At 42.8% G+C, this 24265-nt stretch carries 25 protein-coding genes; all 25 read right to left on the bottom strand.

The annotated features are described in order from the left end of the window. Nucleotides 1–73: 73 nt before the first annotated feature. The 25 genes from SM122_RS09920 to SM122_RS09800 all read right to left on the bottom strand — a co-directional run bounded on the left by SM122_RS09920 (nucleotide 74) and on the right by SM122_RS09800 (nucleotide 24205). Nucleotides 74–994: a DUF4299 family protein gene (locus tag SM122_RS09920; protein ID WP_195326725.1), complete on the bottom strand. Its 921-nt coding sequence runs from the start codon at nucleotides 992–994 to the stop codon at nucleotides 74–76. Between the two features lie 100 nt (nucleotides 995–1094). After that, nucleotides 1095–2078 carry an oxygen-dependent tRNA uridine(34) hydroxylase TrhO gene (gene trhO / locus SM122_RS09915; protein ID WP_195326724.1) on the bottom strand — a complete coding sequence of 328 codons (984 nt, stop codon included), beginning with the start codon at nucleotides 2076–2078 and terminating at the stop codon, nucleotides 1095–1097. Between the two features lie 150 nt (nucleotides 2079–2228). Next, on the bottom strand, nucleotides 2229–2720 hold the full coding sequence (locus SM122_RS09910) for a DUF6773 family protein (protein ID WP_195326723.1): 492 nt from the start codon (nucleotides 2718–2720) through the stop codon (nucleotides 2229–2231). Between the two features lie 10 nt (nucleotides 2721–2730). Then, nucleotides 2731–3213 (bottom strand): DUF6773 family protein, encoded by a 483-nt coding sequence (locus tag SM122_RS09905; RefSeq protein ID WP_195326722.1) that lies wholly within the window; start codon nucleotides 3211–3213, stop codon nucleotides 2731–2733. A 27-nt stretch (nucleotides 3214–3240) separates the two neighbouring features. Then, the gene (locus SM122_RS09900; protein WP_003005328.1) at nucleotides 3241–3435 is read right to left on the bottom strand and encodes a helix-turn-helix transcriptional regulator; all 195 of its coding nucleotides are present in this window, start codon (nucleotides 3433–3435) and stop codon (nucleotides 3241–3243) included. Between the two features lie 294 nt (nucleotides 3436–3729). Continuing rightward, nucleotides 3730–4281 (bottom strand): ECF-type riboflavin transporter substrate-binding protein, encoded by a 552-nt coding sequence (locus SM122_RS09895; protein ID WP_049472837.1) that lies wholly within the window; start codon nucleotides 4279–4281, stop codon nucleotides 3730–3732. A gap of 14 nt (nucleotides 4282–4295) precedes the next feature. Then, complete coding sequence (locus SM122_RS09890; protein WP_003008482.1) at nucleotides 4296–5144, bottom strand: SAM hydrolase/SAM-dependent halogenase family protein; 849 nt, start codon at nucleotides 5142–5144, stop codon at nucleotides 4296–4298. Then, the gene (locus SM122_RS09885) at nucleotides 5134–5730 is read right to left on the bottom strand and encodes an MptD family putative ECF transporter S component (protein WP_195326721.1); all 597 of its coding nucleotides are present in this window, start codon (nucleotides 5728–5730) and stop codon (nucleotides 5134–5136) included. Before SM122_RS09885 ends, SM122_RS09890 begins: the two co-directional genes overlap by 11 nt. A 12-nt stretch (nucleotides 5731–5742) precedes the next feature. Beyond that, nucleotides 5743–6435 carry a methionine ABC transporter permease gene (locus SM122_RS09880; RefSeq protein ID WP_129299796.1) on the bottom strand — a complete coding sequence of 231 codons (693 nt, stop codon included), beginning with the start codon at nucleotides 6433–6435 and terminating at the stop codon, nucleotides 5743–5745. Further along, nucleotides 6432–7499 carry a methionine ABC transporter ATP-binding protein gene (locus tag SM122_RS09875; RefSeq protein WP_195326720.1) on the bottom strand — a complete coding sequence of 356 codons (1068 nt, stop codon included), beginning with the start codon at nucleotides 7497–7499 and terminating at the stop codon, nucleotides 6432–6434. Before SM122_RS09875 ends, SM122_RS09880 begins: the two co-directional genes overlap by 4 nt. Then, entirely contained in the window at nucleotides 7492–8865 is a 1374-nt protein-coding gene (locus tag SM122_RS09870) for a M20/M25/M40 family metallo-hydrolase (protein ID WP_195326719.1), read from the bottom strand. Before SM122_RS09870 ends, SM122_RS09875 begins: the two co-directional genes overlap by 8 nt. A 72-nt stretch (nucleotides 8866–8937) precedes the next feature. Next, nucleotides 8938–9801: a MetQ/NlpA family ABC transporter substrate-binding protein gene (locus tag SM122_RS09865; RefSeq protein ID WP_049492388.1), complete on the bottom strand. Its 864-nt coding sequence runs from the start codon at nucleotides 9799–9801 to the stop codon at nucleotides 8938–8940. Nucleotides 9802–9825: 24 nt separating this feature from the next. Continuing rightward, complete coding sequence (locus SM122_RS09860; protein WP_031572958.1) at nucleotides 9826–10653, bottom strand: amino acid ABC transporter substrate-binding protein; 828 nt, start codon at nucleotides 10651–10653, stop codon at nucleotides 9826–9828. Between the two features lie 120 nt (nucleotides 10654–10773). Next, nucleotides 10774–11919: an amidohydrolase gene (locus tag SM122_RS09855; protein ID WP_195326718.1), complete on the bottom strand. Its 1146-nt coding sequence runs from the start codon at nucleotides 11917–11919 to the stop codon at nucleotides 10774–10776. A gap of 145 nt (nucleotides 11920–12064) precedes the next feature. Beyond that, nucleotides 12065–13153: a DUF4352 domain-containing protein gene (locus SM122_RS09850; RefSeq protein WP_229042336.1), complete on the bottom strand. Its 1089-nt coding sequence runs from the start codon at nucleotides 13151–13153 to the stop codon at nucleotides 12065–12067. Nucleotides 13154–13307: 154 nt separating this feature from the next. After that, nucleotides 13308–14219 carry a DMT family transporter gene (locus tag SM122_RS09845; RefSeq protein ID WP_003013343.1) on the bottom strand — a complete coding sequence of 304 codons (912 nt, stop codon included), beginning with the start codon at nucleotides 14217–14219 and terminating at the stop codon, nucleotides 13308–13310. A 94-nt stretch (nucleotides 14220–14313) separates the two neighbouring features. Beyond that, a complete protein-coding gene (locus SM122_RS09840; RefSeq protein WP_070449886.1) occupies nucleotides 14314–15357 on the bottom strand; it encodes a 2,3-butanediol dehydrogenase in 1044 nt (347 codons plus the stop codon). Between the two features lie 137 nt (nucleotides 15358–15494). Beyond that, complete coding sequence (locus SM122_RS09835; RefSeq protein WP_003013311.1) at nucleotides 15495–15878, bottom strand: hypothetical protein; 384 nt, start codon at nucleotides 15876–15878, stop codon at nucleotides 15495–15497. Nucleotides 15879–15977: 99 nt separating this feature from the next. Then, nucleotides 15978–17420: an Asp-tRNA(Asn)/Glu-tRNA(Gln) amidotransferase subunit GatB gene (gene gatB / locus SM122_RS09830; protein WP_195326716.1), complete on the bottom strand. Its 1443-nt coding sequence runs from the start codon at nucleotides 17418–17420 to the stop codon at nucleotides 15978–15980. Beyond that, nucleotides 17420–18886: an Asp-tRNA(Asn)/Glu-tRNA(Gln) amidotransferase subunit GatA gene (gene gatA / locus SM122_RS09825; protein ID WP_324738302.1), complete on the bottom strand. Its 1467-nt coding sequence runs from the start codon at nucleotides 18884–18886 to the stop codon at nucleotides 17420–17422. The genes gatB and gatA overlap by 1 nt, the downstream gene beginning before the upstream one ends. Then, complete coding sequence (gatC, locus tag SM122_RS09820) at nucleotides 18886–19188, bottom strand: Asp-tRNA(Asn)/Glu-tRNA(Gln) amidotransferase subunit GatC (RefSeq protein WP_002884769.1); 303 nt, start codon at nucleotides 19186–19188, stop codon at nucleotides 18886–18888. The genes gatA and gatC overlap by 1 nt, the downstream gene beginning before the upstream one ends. A gap of 119 nt (nucleotides 19189–19307) precedes the next feature. Then, a complete protein-coding gene (locus SM122_RS09815) occupies nucleotides 19308–20801 on the bottom strand; it encodes a glycosyltransferase (protein WP_155170135.1) in 1494 nt (497 codons plus the stop codon). Continuing rightward, nucleotides 20798–22081 carry an accessory Sec system glycosyltransferase GtfB gene (locus tag SM122_RS09810; protein WP_155170137.1) on the bottom strand — a complete coding sequence of 428 codons (1284 nt, stop codon included), beginning with the start codon at nucleotides 22079–22081 and terminating at the stop codon, nucleotides 20798–20800. Before SM122_RS09810 ends, SM122_RS09815 begins: the two co-directional genes overlap by 4 nt. 26 nt (nucleotides 22082–22107) lie before the next feature. Further along, nucleotides 22108–22995 carry a glycosyltransferase family 2 protein gene (locus tag SM122_RS09805; RefSeq protein ID WP_195326715.1) on the bottom strand — a complete coding sequence of 296 codons (888 nt, stop codon included), beginning with the start codon at nucleotides 22993–22995 and terminating at the stop codon, nucleotides 22108–22110. After that, complete coding sequence (locus SM122_RS09800; protein ID WP_155170140.1) at nucleotides 22982–24205, bottom strand: glycosyltransferase; 1224 nt, start codon at nucleotides 24203–24205, stop codon at nucleotides 22982–22984. The genes SM122_RS09805 and SM122_RS09800 overlap by 14 nt, the downstream gene beginning before the upstream one ends. Nucleotides 24206–24265: the final 60 nt, after the last annotated feature.

The raw sequence follows: 24265 nt of genomic DNA, 5'->3' as shown, positions 1-24265 counted from the left end.
ATCAAAGGAAGGAGCATAAAAAAGAACTGCTTCCAGACGTTAGATTTTTCGGATCAAACGTCGGAAGGACAGTTCACTTCGATATTTTTTTCTTGTTTTCCAATTGCGCTAATTCTAGCAACCGTTCTTTGGACAATTTTTTGATTTCAATTTGACTAGCATCTAGCAGCTGGAATTCATCTGGCTCTAGCGTTGCCAATAGATTCTTCAGTGCAAGAGACCCAATTGGATGGTAATTTTCTGGCTTATCAGGATCTCCATCGATCGCTACCAATAGAACCCGCCAATCAATGATACCCGCTAAGCCCACAATTTCTACATATTCTGCAGGAACATGTGGCACGCTTGGCAAGACCGTATCCGTATCTTCTGTCAAGCTATAGCTGGCTAAGAAGGCTCCTGTCTCCTCCTGTTGATAAAAACGGACTTGACTGAAATAAGCTGCACTATATTGAATCTTCTTGATAAAGGCAGAGTAGGCTTCTAGTGGATGGACATGGTTCAATACTTCCTGCACTGTATCCCGATCCAAATAGACTGGATGAGCGAAGCCTTGCACTTCAAACTCTTTTAGATCTTTTTCTTTTGTCACATTACCCAGCGTTTCTAGGATAACGACTTCATAATCAAAATGGAAAATAGAATCTGGAGTATAGCTCACGCCGTCGCTAGCCACAATCTCCGTTCCTAATACTTCTCCTAGGCGACTGATCCAGCGAAGGGCCAACTGCCAATCTTCTTCTATCGCAAAAGAGGGCACCTGAATCTGATAAGACTCTTCCTCATCAAAATAGCGTAACTGCAGAGGAAGACCGCTCTTGCCAAATACGATACAGTTCAAGCTTTCAAAATCATTTAAGGGACGATGAAGGGTGGCAGGATCATAGTTGTAGGTCGTCAACCCTTCCACTAATTTAAGAACTTCCTGTGCTGCGAGTACTTTCTGATAGCCAAATAAGCTCTTTTTATTTTTGATTGAAAACACGATACTCATTTGTTTTCTCCTTTGTGAAATCGCTTACCTAAAGTATAGCACAATTTTCAATCAATTTCCATATAAAAAACAGCCTGAGTTTTCAGACTGCTTGTTTCCATTATGCAGGTGCTCCATCAAGCGTCTCACCGATAATCTCTAAACGCTCAGCAACCTCTGCTTGTGACAAGTTGTGTTCTTCTACATAGCGATTGCGAGGGTGAACCCGGCACTCATGTGAGCAGCCACGGAGGTACTTGTCTTCGTTTTCTTCTGAGGTCAAGATGCGACGGTTACAGAAAGGATTTCCACAGTTGACATAGCGTTCACATGGTGTTCCATCAAACCAGTCTTTTCCGACAATGCTTGGATCGACATGGTTGACATCGACTGCAATCCGCTCGTCAAAGACGTACATTTTCCCATCCCACAGTTCGCCTTGAACTTCTGGGTCTTTTCCGTAAGTCGCGATACCACCGTGCAATTGACCAACATCTTTGTAGCCTTCACGCACCATCCAACCCGAGAATTTCTCACAACGGACTCCACCAGTACAGTAGACGACAACACGCTTGTCCATGAATTTTTCCTTGTTATCACGGACCCATTGCGGCAATTCACGGAAATTGCGGATGTCTGGACGAATAGCCCCACGGAAGTGACCAAGATCGTACTCGTAGTCATTCCGAGTATCAAGGACAACGGTATCTTCGTCGAGAAGAGCTTCTTTAAACTCTTTTGGAGACAAATAAGCACCTGTCGTTTCAAGGGGATTGATATCGTTATCGAAGTTATCATCTTCTAAACCAAGGTGGACAATCTCTTTCTTATAACGTACAAACATCTTCTTGAAAGCTTGCTCTTCTTCCTCATCGATCTTGAACCAGAGGTCTTCCATCCCTGGAAGGCTGTGAACGTAGTCCATGTATTTTTGCGTTGTTTCGTAGTCACCAGAAACGGTTCCGTTAATCCCTTCATCAGCAACTAGGATACGTCCTTTAAGGCCGATTGATTTACAGAAGGCCAAGTGATCAGCCGCAAATTGTTCCGCGTTTTCGATGGGAACATATTTATAGTAAAGTAATACACGAATAGGTTTTGCCATGTCATTCTCTTTTCTAAGATTAAATTATCAGAATTTTTCATTCAACTATACCAGTATACTCTCCCAAGAAAACGAATGCAATTTATTTGACTGAAAAATAAAAGCCTGGTTTCCCAGACTTTTATAGGACGAAACCAGGGTTTCAACTTTCTACTCTTCCTTTTCCAACTGATCCAGATAGGCTTCATAGCGTTTTTTCTCAACTTTTGCAAGAAGCGTCACAAGGGTATTCACTCCCCATACAATTGGAAGATTTAGTAAAAAGGTAATAGGAAGTACTAGTAAGAATTTTGAATGGAAGGGATTTGCCTGATAGACAGCTTGGTTTAATTGAAAATTTTGAGCCCAGATGAACAAGGAGAGAATAGAGGTTACTACTACAATTCCCGTCACATTTAGATAGCTATAACTGATAAATCTCACACCCAATCGTTGACAACGCACCGAATAATACAATCCTGAGACGATGAGTAAGGCTACCACCATGATTGGACTCAGCCCCACCTTAGATGTAAAAATGGATCCTACACTAAAAACAGTTAAGGCAAGGAAAAGAAAACCAGCTGTCTCAGCACCAGCCTTATTAGCTAGGCCTTCTTCTCGTTCATCTATGATTTGTTTGTTCAGCAATTGTAATCTCATCTCTTCCTCCTTATTCTTCATCCTCTAATTCTGCCTCGATCTTTGCTTGTTTTTTCCGATTGATAAGAGCAAGTGGTTTTTCAAGCAGATCTGTCAGGATGGCAAAGACGAGAATTTCTAATAGAATTTTGACCAGATACTTGGGACTCAAGATAAAGCTCATTGCTTCTCTCTTTCCAATCACATCCATAGCTGTCATCAGCACAGCAAAGAATAGACCTGACCCAAGGCGACTCAACCAGCTATCTTTTTCTAACATATCTCGAACATCAATCCCTGAACTGATCCTTCTCACAAAGGCATAGGCTCCCATGGCAATCAGAAGGAACATCTCAGGGAGATAAGCGACTAGGTCTAAGTCCAGGATACTGGATTTCACAAAGGCGGATAGGGCAATAAAGCAGGTCATGCCAAGGACAAGTTCTCCTGCGATTTTTCCATCAAGTAGCATGGTCCGTTCATCTTTTACAATTGGTTCTTTCTTTTGTTTCATATGTTTCCTCTTTCTATGTTAAAACTGTTACTCCCAGAACAGTTGATCCAACGTCTTATCCAAGGTCTTACAAATGGCAAGGCAGAGGCTGAGGGTTGGATTGTATTTCCCTGCCTCGATCAGGCCAATGGTCTGGCGTGTCACCCCGATGGCATCTGCAAGATCCCCCTGGGTCATATCATGCTCGACCCGGGCCATTTTTAATTTGAGATTTTTCGCCACAGGCTTTTCCTTTCTTGTTTTTATAGCTTTATTATACACTATATTTTCTATTTTGCAATATATATCTTCCATTTTGTAAAAAATATTTTTGATAAAACAAAAAAGAGGCTGGGACAAAAATCCTAGCCTCTCAATTGTTTTTGGATTGTCGAGCAAGACGCAGTGGTTGAGTGGGCTCTACTACGCTGATTTCATCAGCTTTTACAGCCCTACTCAACTGTGCGGAGGTGGGACGACGAAATTGAATTCTAACGAATTACCGATTTCTGTCCCACTCTCTTATCTTCTGTACATTTAATCTTTGGTCAAACTTCCATCTTTTGTTTGAGTCCGTGCATAAGCGATCAAGAGAAGAGAACCTGCAACAGCCACTGTTAATGCATTAAAAGAACCCGCAACAACACCTTGTAGGAAGACTTTATTGGCACTTTCCTTGTAGATCAAGACATCTCCAACCGGAGCAATCAAGCCCCAGATCACAAGGTTGGATACGATTTGAACGATGTTAAAGACAATTAATTCTTTCTTTGTCACTTCCCCTTTGAATTCACCGATTTGTTTGCGGAAGAAACCAACAAAAAGTCCAAACAAACCACTTGAAATGATCCAAGTCCACCAAAGACCACCTGACATAGCATCCTTAATGGCATGACCAATCAAGCCGATTAAGAAACCGACAATCGGACCAAAAACTACACTAAAGAGAGCTTGAAGGGCATATTGCAACTGAATGCTCGTATTCGGTGCAGGTGCAGGGATTTGCAACATAGCAATCACGACAAAGAGGGCTGCTCCAACCCCAATAGCTACAACATCTTTAATTGAAAATAATGATTTCTGTTTCATTCTGATATCTCCTGTTAATTTTCCATTTTTCTAATCTCGATATGCCAAGAAGCCCCAACTCCTACATTATAGGCCTTGGCAAAGGATCCCTGGTTGATGGCAAGACCAACACGATAAAGGGAATTGATATAAAGGATTGGCTGTCCAATTCGCACATCGGCGAAAGACTTACCGTAGGTTACTTGGTTTTGGTAAACCAGCATGTCATTGTTATAGATGGTTACTTCAAAACGTTCCCCAAATTCGGGTGCCAAATGATTGAACTCTTCCCGAGTAATGGAAGTCCAAAGAGAACCAAAGCGCACATCTAGGATGTCAACCGCACCTTTAACAAGATTGTCCTCCAGAACTGTCTCAACCACTGGGATTTCCACAATATGTTCGACACTGAGTTCTGGTCCGACGTCTTCAAAACTAATATGGCCACTGGCCAACTTAGCTCCTGTATAGGCGTAGACATCACGCCCATGGAAGGTATAAGAAAACTCTGTATTAGCTCGACGATTCTTCACTTCTGAAATCTCACGGATAGCAACAATCCCTACATGTTTCTTGATAAAAGAGAGAGTTCCATTATCCGGAGTGACAATGTATTGATTTTTCGCCGTTTTAGCTACCACACTCTTTCGTTTGGAACCGACACCAGGATCGACCACCGAAACAAAGGTTGTCCCTTCTGGCCAGTAATCTACTGTCTGAAAGAGACGGTAACTCCCTTCAAAAATATTGTAGGGGGTAATATCATGAGTTAAGTGGTGAATTTTAAGGGTTGGTGATTCTTCTAAAGCAACCCCAATCATAGCTGATACTGCTCCATCCACCAAACCAAAGTCTGACTGAAGAACTAGTAAATTATTGTGCATCTTTATCTCCTTTTTTGGCCAATAATGGAAGAAGGATGTTCGATAGTCCCCACCCTAATCCAGCACCCAGTATAACTGTGAGGACAAACCAAGTGATGGTCGCTAGATCTGGTGATACCATCACCCGATTGACATAGTCTATCGATTTACCACGATCCAGTAACGACATGCGGTAACTGGCTTGATAGAACCACATCATAAGAATGGGCCCTGTTGTCGCAAAGGCAAAAATAACAAAAGACAAGGCATTTCGTAAATTCGAGCGAAAACGACCACTTGAGGCGACCATCTCCGCAAAACTTCCGGCGATCAAGGCTGGAATAAAGGCCCCTGCGCCGTGACGTGAAAAGAGGAAGAAGGATCCGATCACGCAGCCAACTATAAAGATAGATCCAACTCCTTTTATTTTTTCTAGATAATAGCGGTAGATCGTCCCGCCAAACAAGGCTGAAAAGGCAGGAGCATAAAACATATTTCCTTGATGATCGACCAGATTTCCAACTAAGACCCCCAGTCCAATCGCAAGAAAATAGAGGAAAGTGAAGGCTCCAACTTGTTTTATTTGATTCACATTTATTCTATTCATTGGATACTGATCCTAACGGTGGCTAATTTTCTTCGAAAGGAAGTCCCCCATAAATTGGACCAGAACGATCAGAATGAGAATCAACAAGGTCGCTACAAAGATGACATCATTGTTAAACATATTTTTCCCGTAGTTGATGGCTAAGGTTCCTAGTCCTCCTGCACCAACGGCACCCGCCATGGCGGTTTCCCCGATCAAGGAAATGATGGTCACGGTTGTCACACGGATCAAATCAGGAAGCCCTTCACGAAGGTAGACACCGACAATATCCCAGAAGGTTGCCCCACTGGCTTGGGCCGCTTCAATCACGCCTCCATCCAATTCTGACAAGACCACTTGGACTTGGCGAGCAAAGAATGGAAAGACAGCTAGGGACAATGGAACAAGGGCTGCTGTAGGTCCGATGGTATTTTTCAAGAGCAAGTAGGTCAATGGATTAATAAAGGCCAACAAGATAATGAAGGGAATGGCGCGGAACAAGGAAGTAATCTTATCCAAAATTTGGAAAACGATTCTATTTTCGATGACACCACCTGGACGGGTCAAGACTAACAAAAGTCCTGTCACCAAACCTAAAAATCCACCAATAATGAAGGAAATAACGGTCATGTAAAGAGTCAAGTAAATAGCGGTTCCCCATCCATACTGGCCAGACCACCCTAATTTATAAACATTTGGTAAATACGTTTGAATTAATTGGATCATGCTTTTCTCCCATCTTTCACAATAGTCACAGAAACACCTGCATTTTCTAACTCAGATTTAGCTGTTTCCAGATTTTGAGTCTCACCTGATAAGATAACCACCAATTCTCCGACAGGAGTGTGATCAAGGATTTCGATATTCCCAAATAAAATGTTGGCAGAGATTTGGTACTGTTTGTAGATATCATTCATGATGGCTGTATCTGTTACAGAGCCTGCATACTTGAGATGCGCTAAGATCGAATCATCTGGCAAGTTTTTAACAATGGCTTGTTGATTGATTTTCACCATGGCTTCATCGATTCCTGTTGCGACTGTGATGAAGTCTTGGGTCAAAGCATTTTTAGGATTGGAGAAGATATCTAAAACAGAACCTTCTTCGATCAGTTCACCATTTTGCATCACGGCTACGCGATTGGCAATGTCTTTGACAATTTGCATCTCATGGGTAATCAAAACAATCGTTAAGCCAAGCTTTTTGTTCAACTCTTGCAACAAAGCTAGAATTTGCTTGGTCGTCTTCGGATCCAAGGCTGAAGTTGATTCATCAGAGATCAAGATTTTTGGATCATTAGCAAGGGCACGTGCAATGGCCACCCGTTGCTTTTGTCCACCAGACAATTGGGCTGGGTAATTTTCTGCACGGTCTGCTAGACCTACTAGATCCAATAATTTCGCAACTTTTTCATCCTTTTGTTCTTTATTTAATTTAGAATGTTTGAGAGCGAAGGCCACATTTTCTGCGACGGTCATTTGAGCCATCAAGTTGAAGTGTTGAAAGATCATCCCGATATCCCGACGTTTCTCCCGAAGAGCAGCTGGTTTTAAGGTCACCTGATCTCGATAAATCACATCTCCATCAACAGTGATAGTCCCTGCGCTTGGTACTTGGAGGAGATTGATTACCCGAACCAAGGTTGATTTTCCAGCTCCTGAATACCCGACAATCCCATAGATATCCCCTTCATTGATGTGAATGGTCACATCTTTAACGGCTTGGATCTGACGTTTCTTTTGCTGGAAAGTCACATCAATGTGGTCCAGCTGAATCATTGCTTTACTCATAACTTGCTATTAACTCCTTTATCAATTCAATATGGGTGTAATAATCGGCGATTTTCACATTTTCATCCCCCCCGTGATCACGGCTATTGGCATTGCCAATTCCAAAGGCTGCCATGGGGACTTGCAAGGCCTCAAAGACTGTATGCATGGGGCCGGTTCCGGCAGTTGTTGGAAGAACAGAAACTCCTTCTCTATAGAAATCTTTGGCCAGCTGAATAACATTTAAAATCGATGGGGCACTCATATCACTTCGGTAACTCATTTCACCGAGAGTGTAGACCAATTCTACCTGATCATAGCCATTTTTCTTCAATTGCTGCTTGATCTTTTCTAAGACATCTTTAGGATCTAGTCCAGGAACCAAGCGCACCTCCATCTTGGCACGCGCCTCTGCTGGAAGAATGGTCTTGACACCTTGACCTTGGTAACCAGAACCAAAACCTTCAATATTCAAGGCTGGTTCAAAATAGAAACGGCGCAAGAATTCTTTCCGGTCTTCCTTCAAGACGGGGAGAGTAAGACCATAGGTTTCTGCAACATCTTCTGGGCCTTTGTTGGCATATTGTTCAATCAAAGCGAGCTCGCGTTCATTGGGTTCTTGAATCTGATCGTAAATCCCATCCACCAAGATTCGACCTTCTTTGTCACGTAGACTTGCAATGGCATTTAACAAATACCAGGAAGCAGAGTCTACGACACCACCATAGCTGGAATGGATATCCACTTCTGCACTCTTCACCACCATATCAAAGGTGACGATCCCTTTGCTACCACCAGAAATTTCCAACTGACCCTGATTATTTCGGGTACCTTGTTCCCAAACTAGGAGGTCTGCCCCACGCAAGTGTTTCTTATGTTTAGCTAAGTATTTATCCAAGTCAGTCGATGCAGACTCCTCTGCCCCTTCGATGATAAAAGTGATATTGACTGGCAAATCGCCACTTTCACGAATGTATTTTCGAAGAGCTGTGAGACGAGCCGTGATATGCCCCTTGTCATCATCAACCCCTCGACCGTACATGTTTCCATAATGAACTGATAAGGTAAAAGGATCTCCCGTCCAAGGTTGGTCTCCATCCGCTGGTACTGTATCATAGTGGTTATAAAAAATGATGGTTTTGGCTTCAGGATTTGGCGAGAAAAATTTGGCAATCACAAAAGGGGCTGTATAGCTATCATCCACTTCGACTTTGGCTCCTGCAGCTGTAAAAATTTCCCCCAAATAGTTGGCTACTTCCTTGAGACCAACTTGTTGGGCAAAGATGGATTTTTTTGAAATCAAGGTTCGCAACACTTCAAAATAATGTTGTGCGACCTCATCATTTTCAAATTTACGGATTTGTTCCGCTTCTGTTGCAAAAGGCATGCATTCCTCCTAATACACGATAAGAGGTAGAGAATTGCTTCTCCACCTCCTTCATACACTTGAGATCAAATCTTAGAAGACTGGTTGGTCCATTCCTTCTGAAGATTCTTCGATCACTTTCTTCACATTGTCTTTGTGATAGGCTTTGATGATTTCTTTGATTGCTTTTGCTTTATCAGATTTTTCCCAATCTTTCTTAGCAGCGATCACGTTGTACCATTGTTTTGAGTTGTTGTCTTTCTTTTCAACATAGATAGCTTTTTTGAAATCAACGCCTGCTTCACGAACGAAGGTATTGTTGATGACTGCAGCATCTACTGATGGAAGAGCAGATGGTGTTTGTGAAGCATCCAATTCAGAAATCTTCAAATCTTTTGAATTTTCTTTGATGTTTGACACGTTTGCCAATTGACCATCTTTGGTATCCAATTTAATCAAACCTGCTGATTGCAAGACATACAAGGCACGGCTTTCATTTGTTGGGTCATTTGGTACAGCGATTGTTCCACCTTTAGGAATTTCTTTAATTGAAGTGTATTTGTTTTTACCGTTTTCTGTACCAGAGTAAAGACGGATTGGAGCGATGTAGGTATCTGCTACTGCAACAAGGGCATTGTCATTTTTAGAATTCCAGTTATCCAAGAAGTTGTAGTGTTGGAAAGCATTGATATCCACGCTACCATCTTTTACAGCCACGTTTGGTTGTGAGTAGTCTGTAAATTGAGTGAATTCCAATTTGATTCCCGTTTTAGCGTCATCCAAGTTCTTTTGAACTTGATCCCAACGAGCTTTTTCAGTGTCGCTCAAAGTCATAACACCCACTTTTACAGTTGTTTCACCATCTTTGCTAGATGATTTTGAAGAACCACATGCTGCAAGAGCAAATGTTGCAATAGCTGCAAGAGCTGTTAAACCAAGAATTTTTTTCAATTTCATTTTGAAGTCTCCTTTAATTAAATATTATTCTTTAATATCTTTTGCTTCTGGTAGATAAACTCCACCAAAGTATTTTTTAGACAGTTTTTCAAGGGTTCCATTGTCATAGAGTTCCTTGATACGTTTGTTGACAAATTTTTGAAGGTCTTTATCTTCTTTTGCAATAATTGGATACACATAAGGTTGTTGGTCGCTTGGAAGCTCGATAACCTTCAGGTTGTCATAGCCTTGATCACGAATGATGGTATCCACTGAGATCCGTTCGAAGATCTTGTAATCTGTACGACCATCCGCTAGATTAGCCATAATGGTTTGAATCGTTCCATCTGTGTATTGCAAGTCAGTTGGATTATCTGAATGTTTTTTATTGTAATCTTCTAATTGTTTAGCAGTAGATGTTCCTTGAACAACTTCTGTTTTCTTGCCACCAATGTCATCCAAAGATTTAATAGAAGAATCTTTTGGTACGACCAATACTAATGGATTGCGAGCATATGGATTTGGATAGAGGTATTTTTCTTCCCGCTCTTTTGAGTAACTAATGTTGTTGGCACCGATTTGGAAACGGTCACTATCTAAGCCAGCAAAGACTGAAGACCACTCTGTTTTGTTAAAGTTTACTTCATATTTGTCTGAACCTTTGAAGATTTCACGCAAAACTTCGATTTCATAACCGGTTAGCTTGCCGTCTTTTTCTTCGTAAGAGAATGGTTTGGTTGTTCCAACGGTCCCAACTTCAATGGTTTTCTTACCACTGGCTGATTTACCAGATGAACATGCTACTAAAGCACTGGTTGCAAGGACTGCAACTAATCCTAAAGCAGAATACTTAATCACTTTTTTTAGATTCATAGGATCTCCTTATTCGTTTCAGGCACATAAAACGCCATTTTAAAAGTATTTTTTAATTTTATCAAAAAAGCATTTACTTGCCTAATATATATTTTTTATGGAGGTGATAGTTTTTCTTTATCACACTTCTTTGGCCTTAAAATATCGCAATAAAGCTTGCGCATTTTCAACATAATAGGGAACCGATACCTCAAAGGCTGCATCATCGATGGTCATGTGATCATGATGGAGGTCTGGCGCATCCGGCTCTCCATTCGAACCGATAAAGGCAAAGACTCCAGGAATTCGCTCTTGGTAAAAGGCGAAGTCTTCTCCAGCAGTAGAAGGATTTGCTGGAATCACTTCAGCCAAACCTTGTGAAGCTTCCCAAACCACCTGCGTCAATTCCTCATCATTAAAGGTAACGGGCGGGGTCACACCCCACTCAAAAGCCACATCTACTTCCAGGCTTTTTGCTATATGACGAATAATCGAAATGAAATGTTCCTTCAACTCTCTTTGCACACTCGGATTAAAGGAACGAATGGTTCCTTCAAAATAGCCTGATTTAGGAAGTACATTCCAGGTTGAGCCCACATCCAGGTGCGTAATGGACAAAACAGCTGTTTCAAAAGGAGAAACGGTCCGTGAAATTAATAATTGTACATTCTGAACCATGGTTGTGACGGCTGTTACCGTATCAACTCCTAAATCCGGTCTTGCAGCATGACTACTAACCCCTGTCACGGTAACCTTGAATTTCTCAACCCCTGCCATCATGGCTCCAGCATTCAAGGCAAGTTGCCCTGCTTTTAGCTGGGGAATGTTGTGAAAACCAATAATTCCTTGAACATCCTCCAACAGTCCTGTTGCCAAAACATCAGAAGCACCTTCTGAGATTTCTTCTGCTGGCTGAAAGATCAAGCGTACAGTTCCTTCCAGCTGGTCTTCTTTTTCCTTGAGAAGTGCTGCTGCTCCCAGAAGACTGGTTTGATGAAAATCATGGCCACAGGCATGCATGACGCCTGGATTCTGACTTTGGTAGGGCAGATTCGTTTGTTCCAAAATTGGAAGGGCATCGATATCTGCTCGAAGTGCCACCACCGGTTGGCCGGACCCAATTTCTGCAATCAGACCAGTTTTTAATCCACTCTCTAAAATACGAATCCCAAACTCTTCGAGACGCTCTTTTAGAAAGGCGGTTGTCTGGTATTCTTGACCAGACAATTCTGGGTGTTGGTGGATATAGTGGCGAATCTCTGCTAACTCTTCATAAGAAAAAGACACAAGCCTTCATCTCCTTTCAAACTTAAAATTATTTTATCACTAATAGGTGTTTCCGTCTAATTCCTGTTTCTTGGATTTTGATATAGTTTAAAGCTATAGACAAAAACACTCCTAGATTCATGTCCTAGGAGTGCCAACTTCAGCATTAAGAAAGATTTCCCTCGAATTTTTCCATAAAGCTATCACTATTGTAGGCTTTTTCTACTTCCCATTTGCCATCTTTCTTAACAAAGGTCAACTGGTAGTCGTATCGATCCGGCGTCGTCAAGGGGCGATCTGCAAGAGAAGCCATCATTTCCTCTCTATAGGCTTTGTTTTGAGCCTGATTGGCCTCAATGATACTCGAATAATCTTTCCGATGTTCTTGATAGAAGGTCTGCATGTGGTTTAAAATCGTCTTTTCCATGCTGACCGTCTCAGGATTTAGACTAATGACCACCTTGTCCGGGAGATATTGTTTAACCTTATAGGTTAATTTCGCACGCTTAGCATTTTCTTTTTCATAAGCATCGATAAACTGGGTCACTTCTTCTTCAGGGAATTGGTAATCATGCAATTGACGGGTAAAATCAGCCGCAAATTTCGCACGGAAATCACTGCGTTCCTTTTTCAAATCAGTTCCCAAAACAAAAGCGTCATCCTTTTTGACCTTTCGTTGGCCACTGAAGTAAACTTGATTGATGTATTCATCTGCTAGAATAGTGGAAGCTTCCACCTTGTCCTCATACTGAGAAGAATCCACCGCAAATTTTAAAGGCTTGGATTTTTTATCAGAGCTATAGGTTTTTCGTTCATACTGCACTTCATATTTTTTACCTTTTTCGACTGGAAAAACGATATAGCCGGTTAATTTTTTATCCTGGGCCAACTGATCACTCTTGAGCAGTTGGAAGGCTTCACTGTGGTCATAAATTCCTGACTGCAATTTGACCTTGTTATTATTCGCATCGTAAATGGTGATATCTGAATCTGACACGTTGATAGATTCTTTGGCAACATTTTTAAATTCCAATTGAAGGGCTAAATAGCTTCCGTCTTCTGAGTCATTGAGGACAGGTGGTTTGATGTATTGCCCTCCTTTTAAACTCACCTCGACTTGACCGTCAGATGCAGAGCTTTTCGCTGCTTTTTCTGTCTTTGCTTGCTGCGAATTTGTCTTTTGAGCACTGATTCCACAAGCCGCTAAACTCAAGGTCGCTACAGCAAATAGGGTCCATTTAAAAATCTTTTTCATCCTCATCTCCTTAAAAAAGTTTTGTTCTATTTTAACATCTTTTTCTAGCGATGTATACGCTATATAGTGATAACTCTCCCTCAGAGGGCGAGGATTACAAAAAGGCCAAGACCTTCGTCTCAACCTTTTAACTAAAATATGATTGGTTTTGGTTTTACAAGATTCCTTTTTCTTTTTGAATCATGAAATCCTTGAGGGAAATCAAGAGAACTGCAAGGAGGATCATGGCCATCCCAATCACATCAACCATAAAAAAATGCTCCTTCATAATGACAAAGGCAAAGAAAACTGCCGAAACAGGCTCAAAGGACGCCAGCAAGCTTCCTTTAACGGCTCCTACCAAAGAGGTTCCTTTCAGAAAGGCTGTATAGGCAAAAATCGTCCCAATCACCACCAAGCCAAAAAGGGCCATCCAGGTATCGAGTCTGTAGTTTCCAGAAGAAGAGAGAAGACCACTAAAAGGGAGCATTAGGATTCCTGGAATAGTCATCCCAACTCCAATCACCAGCATGCTTCCCCATTTTTGAATTAAGTTCAGAGGTAGAATGATGTAAAGGGCATAGGCAAATGCTGACACCACTCCCCAAGCCAAACCTTTGGGATTGATGGCCAATTGATTGAGTTGACCATGGGTTGCTATTAAGAATGTGCCACCAATCGCTAGAAGCATCGAAAACACTTCTGCTAGTGTAGGGGCCACCTTATCCATGATACAGGTATAGGCTAAAATTCCCACTGGACAGAGATACTGTAACACCGTAGCAGTCCCAGCATTGGTTTCAGCAATCGCCTCTAAATAGGTCAACTGAGTCAATAACAATCCTAAAAAGGCAAAAATAAGAAGGGGAAGGTAGGAAGATTTATCTTTGGCAAAGGCCAAAAACTTCTCCTTATCTGCAACGTAGGAAAGAAGAATAAGGACAATTCCAGAAAAAAGCAAACGGAGATTTGTTAACTCAATAGCCGAAAATCCATGAACCATTAAATATTGCCCGCTAACTCCGGATAGTCCCCAAGCGATCCCGGCGATCAAGGTCATGAGTGTTCCTTTCATCGTCTTTGACATAGTCCCCTCCTAAATCTGTTCCTTACTTTTATTGTATCATAAAAGGCCGAAACGAAACGTTTCAGCCTCATATATTTCATATAAATTTATTCGCTTATTCAGGTTGAACCAAAATCTTGATTTGAGATTTATCTTGTGTTAATTCAATAAATCCTTCTTCAACGATATTTTCCAATTTAATTTTCTTGGTAACCAATTTTTCAGCAGAGAAGTAGCCTTGTTCCATCAATTCCAATACTTTAGGGAAAATATGACGGTAGGCAATAATTCCTTTGAGAGATTTTTCTTGGATAGCGAATTCATTTGGATTGATGCTAGCTTCACGTTCCCAGATAGATACGACCATACATTCCCCAGCTTTATGAACAGCTGCAAGGGCTTGACCTAAAACAACTGGAACTCCAGTCACTTCATAAGAAACATCTGCTCCACCACCTGTCAAGCGATGGATGGCTTCGACGATTGTTTCTCCTTCTTCTGGGCGAACAACGATTGCTCCCAATTCTTCCGCTTTCGCTTGGCGTTCAGGAGATAATTCAACCGCATAGATTTTTGATGCTCCTGCTGCACGAAGGGCTTCAACAATCAAAAGACCGATTGGACCCAAGCCAAAGATAACGGCTGTATCCCCAGTTTTCAATGCAGATTGACGAACGGCATACACAGCTACAGCAGCAGGTTCTGTAAGCGCAGCTTGTTCATAGCTCAAGCCATCTGGAATCACATGGACAATGTCACCGTCAAGGACACAGTATTTCGCAAAACCACCATCTGCAGCAAGGCCGACAAAGTTCAAGTTTGGATCAAGGTTATAGTCACCGATTAGGTTATGTTTTGCCAAAATTGGTTCAATCGTCACGCGATCCCCAACTTTGACACGAGTCACATCACTTCCGACTTCTACAATTTCACCAGAGAATTCATGTCCCAAAGTAACCGGTGCTTTTTGACCAGAATACACATGTTCTTCAGTTGGGATGAAGATCGGTCCATCCAAATATTCATGCAAGTCCGTCCCACAGATCCCTGTGAACTTAACTGCCACTTTTACTTGATGTGGTTGTACTTCAGGTACTTCCACTTCTTCGATACGAACGTCTTTTGCTGCATGCCAGCGAGCTGCTTTCATAGTAGCCATAGGATAATCTCCTTTATATTTCCATGATTTGCATTTTCCTTTTCAGGAAACTCAACAAATCCATTGTAAGCCTTTTCACAAACTTTGTCAAGAAAAAACTGAAGATGAAAAAAGAGCCGCCCTTCGACTGCTCCTTCTTACCTCTTCTTGATTCGTGAATTCTCTATTCTCCAGCCCACAATCCAACCAAGGACAAGGAGATAATTTTCAAGCGCACCAATCCCATTGACCGGCAGATGATAGTGAAAATAACTGAAAAGATGATTGGTCCCAATTCCAAACCCACCAATGATCAAGGCCACTAGTACCGTCCGAAGATAAAACCAATCGTATTTGAGATTGACGGCAATCAAGATCACAAGGACTGCCATATTCCAAATCCCAATCTCCCGTTGCCAACCGACAGAAATACCATATCCCGAATGACTTCCCATATAGGATGGAAAGAATAGTTGGAAGATAATCGCTCCAGACATGGCGATAATGACTAGGATAAATAAAACTCTTAAAAATTTGTTCATGTGACTCCTCCTAATGATAGTTGATATGTAATGGTCTTTCCTATTCTAACACAATTTTATGGATAGTAAAAACCAACCTCTCGGCTGGTTTTTTCTCTATTACTCTTCTTTCAACTTCGCCAATTCTTGAGCAAGTAACTTGAGGGCTACTTGTGGGTTAGCTTGGCCTTTGGTTGCTTTCATGAGGAAGCCTGTGAAGGCCTTGTCCGCATTCCGTTTCCCTGACTTGAAGTCGGCTACGGCTGCTTCATTGTCTGCGAAGACTTGGTGGATGATTGGAATCAAGACTTCAGGGTCTGAAATCTGTACCAATCCGGCTTTTTCGACGTATTCACGCGCACCGCCACCGTTTTTCGCCAAGTGAACGAAGACTTTCTTGGCAATCTTAGATGAAATCGTTCCATCTTCGATAATGGCAATCATTTCGACCAAGTTTTCTGGTGTCAATTGGATTTCTTCCAGCGTTTTGCCTTCTGCGTTCAAGAATTGTGCGACTTCACCTTGGAGCCAGTTAGACACTTGTTTGGCATCTCCACCAAGGGCTACCGCTGCTTCAAAGAAGTCAGAAGTGACTTTCGTCGCTGTCAATTGGTTGGCATCATAGTCAGACAAACCAAGCTCTGCCACATAGCGCGCACGGCGGTCTTTTGGAAACTCTGGCAACTCCGTACGCATTTCCTCGATCCACTCATCTGAGATTTCAAACAAGGGAAGGTCTGGTTCTGGGAAGTAACGGTAATCCGCTGCCCCTTCTTTGACACGCATAAGAATCGTGCTCTTGTTGGCCTCATCATAACGGCGTGTTTCTTGACGAATAATCCCACCTGAACGCAAGATTTTCGCTTGGCGTTGTACTTCGTATTCAAGACCTTTACGGACGTTTGAGAAGGAGTTCAAGTTCTTCAACTCCGTCTTGGTACCAAATTCCTCTTGACCGTATGGGCGAAGAGAAATGTTGGCATCGACCCGCATCGATCCTTCTTCCATCTTGACGTCAGAAATACCAGTATATTGGATGACTTCTTTCAAAGCTGTCAAATAGGCGTAGGCTTCTTCCGGAGAACGCATATCTGCTTCAGATACGATCTCAATCAATGGCACTCCTTGACGGTTGAGGTCTACATAAGAGAAACCGTCTGTTCCGTGGGTGTTTTTACCGGCATCTTCTTCCAAGTGGGCCCGTTCAATCCCGATTTTCTTGGTTGAGCCGTCTTCCAATTGCACTTCAATCCAACCGTTGTAACCGATTGGCTCGTCAAATTGTGAGATTTGGTAGGCTTTTGGATTATCAGGATAGAAATAGTTCTTACGGTCAAAGTGCATGTGCTGGTGGATATCCATATTCAGGGCCAAAGCAGCCTTAATACCAGCGTCCACAACACCCTTGTTCAAGACAGGAAGCACCCCTGGGAAAGACCAGTCGATCACATTGGTATTGGCATTTTGCTCGTTCCCAAAGTGAGCAGAGGTTGGTGAGAAAATTTTTGAGTTTGTATTCAATTCAACGTGGACTTCAAGTCCGATGACTGTTTCAAAGTTCATTAATTGTCACCTCCGAAAATAAGGGGTTGTTGCTTGTGGTAATCCGTCGTTGCTTCAAAGGCAGCTGCAGCTTGGTAGATGGTCTCTTCCGAATACTTCGGACCAATCAACTGCAAACCAACTGGAAGACCTTGCGCAAATCCTGCAGGAATCGAAATCCCTGGAATACCTGCCAAGTTAACTGGAATGGTCAAGAGGTCCGCCAAGTACATGGCAACCGGATCATGGTTAAGCGAATCCAAATCAAAGGCCACGCTTGGAGCTGTAGGACCAAGGATGAGGTCGTAATCCGCAAAGACTTTTTCGAAGTCTTGGATAATGAGGGTACGAACTTGTCCGGCTTTCTTGTAGTAAGCATCGTAGTAACCAGATGACAAACTGAAGGTTCCCAGCATGATACGGCGTTTCACTTCATCACCAAAGCCTTGGCTACGAGTGTTCACATAGATGTCATCCAAGTTCTTAGCATCTTCCGCACGGAAACCATAACGAATCCCGTCAAAACGTTGCAAGTTTGAAGAAGCTTCAGATGAAGCGATGATGTAGTAAACGGCAACCCCGTATTTAGAGTGAGGCAAGCTGACTTCTTCGACAGTTGCTCCCAATTTTTCAAAGTGTTTAGCCGCATTGAGGATGGTTTCTTTGACTTCTGGATCAATCCCTTCACCGAGGTATTCCTTAGGAAGTGCAATCTTCATGCCTTTAATGTCTTGACCAATCTTAGAAGTAAAGTCTGCTACACGAACAGGCGCAGATGTTGAATCCTTGGCATCTTCACTGGCAATGACATTAAGCAAGAGGGCATTTTCCTTAACCGTTGGAGCGAAAGGTCCAATTTGGTCGAGTGAGCTACCAAAAGCAATGAGACCAAAACGGGAAACCGTTCCATAAGTTGGTTTGAGACCAACAATCCCGTTAAAAGCAGCTGGTTGACGGATAGAACCACCTGTATCTGAACCAAGGGACAAACGGACTTGACCTGAAGCGACAGAAGCTGCTGAACCACTAGAAGATCCACCAGGCACCTTGCTCTGGTCCCAAGCATTCTTGGTTGGTCCATAGTAAGAAGTCTCACCAGATCCACCCATGGCAAACTCATCCATGTTGGTCTTTCCGATGATAATCATATCTTTGGCTTTGGCATTGGCAACAGCTGTCGCATCAAAGATTGGCTCGTAATTATAGAGCATTTTTGAAGCTGCAGTGGTCAAGATGCCATCTGTTGAGATATTGTCTTTGACTGCGAGCGGAATCCCTGACATAAGGTTATCTGCATCAATTCCTTTTTCATCAATAGCCTTGGCTTGCGCAAGGGCAGCTTCTTCAGCCACCGTTACAAAGGCATTGATCGCTTCTTCACGCGCCTTGATATCGTCAAGCGTCGCTTGTGTCAATTCCGTTGCTGAGATTTCCTTAGAGACAAGGAGGTCGTGCAACTCTTCAATGGTTTTATGGTTGAATGACATTAGGCATCTCCTCCATCTTCTAGGATAGCTGGTACCTTGATGTAGTAGTTATCCTTTTCAGGTACATTTTTAAACAAGCGGTCTCGGTCAGTCCCTTTTTCAGCAACATCCGGACGCAATACGGTTTTACGATCCGCCATGGTCGTTGTTGGGGCAACACCGGTTGTGTCCACCTCTTCCAACAATTCCACCATGTCGACAATTTTAGACAAGGTTGTCGCAAACTCAGCTGTCTCTTCTGGAGAGAATTTCAATTTTGAAAGATTGGCAACGTGGGTTACCTCTTCTTGCGTAATTTTCATCTTGCTTCCTTTCGTGAAATGATGATTATTCAATACCCTCTATTTTACCATAATTTAGCCCAATTTGCTTGCCTTAGAAAAAATCTGTAGGACTTTTTTGTCGCTACAGATTCTTCTTTTTATATTTCTTTTCCGCCGAATTGCCCCATCTCCATTAGAGTCTCTTTCCAGACTTCCTGGACGTTAGAAGCGAGGTAGGAAGAGGCCAAGTCATAAGAAGCCTGGTGAAATGGAGCAAGGTCGCTTTTAAAGAGCTGGACCAGCTTGTCCGCCAACTCTTTCACCAATTGTTCTTCTGGCACTGTCTCGCTATAAGCTACCAAAAAGCCATTTTCACCCTCTTTTATAAAAGTCGGATTGCCATAACGAGCATCAAAGCCCAGCAAGGCCAAACCTGCTCCAGCCGCCTCCATCAAAGTCAAACCAAAGGTCTCCCACTGAGAAGTAGTGAGGTAGGCTTGGTAGCAAGGATAGATCTGCTGAAGATCCGCATGACCTCGTAGGTGAATATAATCTTGTGCTGCAAGCTCCTGAATCAGGTGGCACAAGTTGTCCGCTTCTCCACCCTTTCCATAAATATCAAACTGAAGGGTTGGGAGTTGTTCATGAGCTTGGGCCACTACTCGAATGGCCAAATCGATGCGTTTTCTTGGATCCAAACGGGAAGCTGTGAGCACACTAAAGGGAGGTCTGTCTCCTAGTGATTCCGTCAATTCTTCTAGATGCCCTACTGGAATGCTATAGATTGGAATTCCTTGGCATCCTTGTTTAGCAAGTGTCTGCTCCAAGACTTCTTTTTGAAGATCCGTTGCTGTGATGAAATAATCGAAGCGTTTGGCATACTTGAACACATAATAATACTCATAGTTGAGATGGCCATTTTCAAATTCATGCTCCGAATGAAACACCATGGCGAGCTTTGAAGGGGCAGGTTTCTCCAACAAAGGACGGGCAAAATCCATGCGCGAAGCCCGGTCAAGCAGAATCAAATCTTCTTCTTTTAGCGACAGCTGCGACAAAAAACGTCTCATCACTTCTGTATGGTTGCTCAAAACCTCAGGCCCCAGTTTATAGAGCCAGCTACCACCGAACCTCGATTCTTCAAAAGCGATAGTCCCATCTTGATGGTGATAGGTCCGTCTGAGTACACTACCATACTGAAAATACTCTGTGACAAGTTTACAAGCTCCATAATACTCTCGCTTGATTCTATTTCCAGCCAAAAGATAGTCTACATAGCGGACACAGTTTGGATGATAGGGATCCAGATGAAAGGTCAGGGCGTTTCCATCCGCAAATTGGTAGCGAATGGCTCTTTCCGTTTTTTCAACAACATCCAGGCGCGTCAGTTGAAACTCCATTTGCAAGGCCCCAACCGTCTTTTGAGGGACCGTAGTCTGTTGATCCGTAAAAGCTAAATGAGCAAAAAGCAGTTCCTCATCCCGGTGCCCCAATGAGAGGTAATAGGCCAATTTTTCTGGAGTGGGCCAAGTGGTAAAGACAAACTTCGCTGCCACTCCTAGTCCTCGGAGCATCTTTGCCCGAGAGGCTTGTGCAACATCGACCCCATTGGGTTCGAATCCCACTAATAGATTAAAGGTATAAATGGTCATGCGGTCCCTCCCTCTAATCGCTTAAACAGCTCTTCCAAAGTTTCTTTTTCAGGCAATTTCAAGATTCGTGCCTGCTCTCTTACCAATTCTTTGTAGGTCTCTGGCTGCTGGAGCAAGGTATCTAGTTGCTGTTCCATTTCTTCGACTGTATCTGTGATTGTGCTCAAGTTTTTATAGGCTTCCTGATGCACCGTGCTCTTCAAACCAAATAAGACTTGCCCATTTTCAAGAGCATGAAGACTACTACTCCACACTTCTTCTCCCTGGTTGCAATCCAGATAAATAGAGCAGCTGGATAACAAGTCCTCATATTTGTCCAGCGAAATCCCTGGATAGAGGCGCACATTGGAGCGAGTCGCTAAGTCTGTTAATTTTGGCCCCATAGCCGTCAAGGCAGCAATGTAAAAGGTGACTTGTGGGAATTGATGGACTAGGCTAGATAGGCCTTCGACCTCTTGAGAAGCCGTCATAACCAGCGCTTCTGGTTGAAAACTTTCCTGCTCCACATCTACAAATCCTGACAAGGCTGTGATTCCGTCTATTTTCTCCCTCAACAGACCATCTTCTACCAACAAAATCTGACTGACTTGTTCTTTGATCTCGTCTAGATCATGCGCGTCACTGGCACAGTAGGCGAGTCTTTCCTTTGGTTTCTCTTTCACAACATCTAGCAATGCCTTGTCCATCAAAAGAACGGCTTCATCTTCCGGTAAGACTTGTTCTAGGACAGCTCTTTGCAGCTCTTTCTTATTGGCATACAGGCGATCCCGTCTTTTAGGAGTTTGAAGCAAAAAGGTTCCTTGTGAGACAAAGTGAAGCAAGACTTCTTCTTGTTGACGGTTCAAATAGATGTCTAAATAGGATTGGCCAGATTCCGTAAGGAGACTCTGTTTGCTTCTCCAGCCATAGCGGTTGTAGACATCAATGGATACGATCTCTTCTCCCTGACCAAACCATTCCACTCTTTCAACTGTTCGAGACAAGATATCCTCTCGCAAAACCACGTTGGCACGACGTTCCTCCCCATCAAAAAGATAGGTTGTGATCCCTAGTGTCCAACATTCCCATAATTCTGGAACTGCTAGATCATTGAAAAATAAAGGTTTTCCAATTTTTGATGCTGGGTCTTTTTGGGTAAAAAAGGTCGCAAGACTCTCTGTCTGTTGGTCCAAATCTGTTTCCAGATTGGTCACAAATACTCGGTAGGGCTGGCTAAGTTTGTCCAAGTATTTTTGCAAACGATCCAGCTCTCTGGTCTGCTCTGATGCAATAATGAACATGCTGATCCTTTCTCATCAATAAGGGGTTATTCCATCGTTTCAATAAAACGGAGGTTGGTCACCACGCGCTCATAGGCTTCTGTCCCTTGCAAGCCTGCTTCCTCTAATTTTTCAAGGGCCCGTTTCAAGCGCGTTTTGTAGATATAGCGATGCCAAGTCAAATCATAGCCCAACATCCCCAGTAGAGCCAACTTCTCCTGCTTAGCTTCCATCTCATCGACGACTCGCTTTTCTGTCCAAACCTGGGACAGAGTATCTGCACGGCCCACGCGATACCAATAAATACATTTCTCCGTATGAACTACCCGATGGGCTTTTAAGAAGAGCTTGTACATGAGGAAGTTGTCTTCGACATTTTTTCCAACTGGAAAACGAAGCCCTTCAAATAAGCTACGCTTATAGAGCTTCATCATGGCACAAGCCCAGGCCATATCTCTAGTTTCCTGAATGGCATCGTGGTCCATGATCTCACGTCCCTCATAAAGGGTCTCTGAATAATCGTCGTCCGTTACCTTGATCAAGTATTTGCTACTACTGTCATCATAGAGGTTATAGTTGGCTACGGAAACATCCGCATCATACTTTTGAAGTTGGCGATAGAGCACTTCTACATAATCCTCCGTCACCCAGTCATCTGGATCAATAAAGGTGAGGTAATCACCAGTCGCTAGCTCAATCCCTGTATTCCGAGCAGCAGATAAGGCCCCATTTTCTTGGCGAACGTAGCGGATGCGCGCATCCTTCCTAAAAAATTCTTTACAGATCTCTTCTGACTGGTCTGGCGAACCATCATTGACCAGGATAATTTCCAAATGAGGGTAGGTCTGATGGATAACCGTTTCTAAACATTGTCTCAAATAAGCTTCTACATTATAGATGGGAATGATGATACTCACTACTTCATTTGTTTCCATGCTTCTTCTCATTTCTCTTTAAATAATCGCGAATCGCTGCCACCATCTCTTGCACCTGATCATCCGCAAACACTTGATTTTCTCTATTCTCTACATGATTGGTTCCTTCAAAAGAAAAAATCGGTAAGCCCAATTGATGGATCGTTTGCGTCATCTGATCCACCTCATCATAAGGATTGATATCCAAATAGAAATCCAATTTTTCTAGGACCTTTCGACTGGTCAAGGGATCAAAAGAGGGATAAAGAAAGAGGTTGGGGTAGCGTTCCAATTGCACCAAATTAAAACCAAAATGGCTATGGGCAAGGACATGAATCGCTACGTCTGGCAACTCTTTTAACAACGTCTCCAACTCGTGGATATCTGCTGTATGGGTATAAATGGCAGCATGATAAGGAAATTCTCCCACTAGGTCTTGATAGGTTTGCTTCAAAATCGGCTTTCGAAGCACAATTTCCTCCCAAGAGAGGGCATAGTAAAACCACCATTGTTCCCGAAAACGATTGAAGCGTTTGGAGGTCCATGGTTTATTATGAGAGGTGTAGTGAATGACCGCCGGAATCCCTTGAAAGGCATCATACCAGTCTAGATCTCCATAGAGGTATTGATCCTTATCAGAACCTACTTGTAAATTATAGGTCCAAGGTAATGGATACCAAGCATCTTTGAAATACAGATTCAAAATTCCTTGATCTCCATAAACATGCTGATGGTGTTCACGAGTGAGGTCAAAAAGAGCCTCTGTTACTTGGTGCTCTTGCCACCAAGTCTTATCAATCACCAAAAGTCCAGCATTAAATCCATCTGTCGTCGTTGGCTTATCGACCACTGCCCCCAGTCCATAACCCTGTAGATCGACCGCAAACAAAGGCGATAAATCCTGTGTAAAGATCATGTCACAATCCAGATAGAGAATCCGCTCTTCCTCCACCATCTCTGGAATAGCGTAACGGAAATAGGTCGCATAGTGAATATGGTCACTTGGAAGCGAAAAGGACTGGAATTGCTCGGGAGACATCCGACAATTGATCACTTCTGAATCCAACTGGCGCAAGCGCTGATTCATGATAGTAAACCACTCAGTTGGTAGATCTTCATTTAAGACATAAATTTTCAACCGGTCCTGATGGGCACACAGTGACTTCATAGCGGTTTCCAACTTTTCCATATAAGACAGATTGGCTGAAAACACGACAGCTTTTTTACTCATAACTTCCCCTTTTTTCTTTCATTAGAATACCATTTTCAAGAGAGGAAAACAATTTCTAGG

Source organism: Streptococcus gingivalis (genome assembly GCF_035544715.1).
Classification (GTDB): Bacteria; Bacillota; Bacilli; order Lactobacillales; family Streptococcaceae; genus Streptococcus; species Streptococcus gingivalis.
The sequence above is the reverse complement of the archived record's forward strand: the minus strand, read 5'-3'. Positions and strand labels throughout refer to the sequence as shown.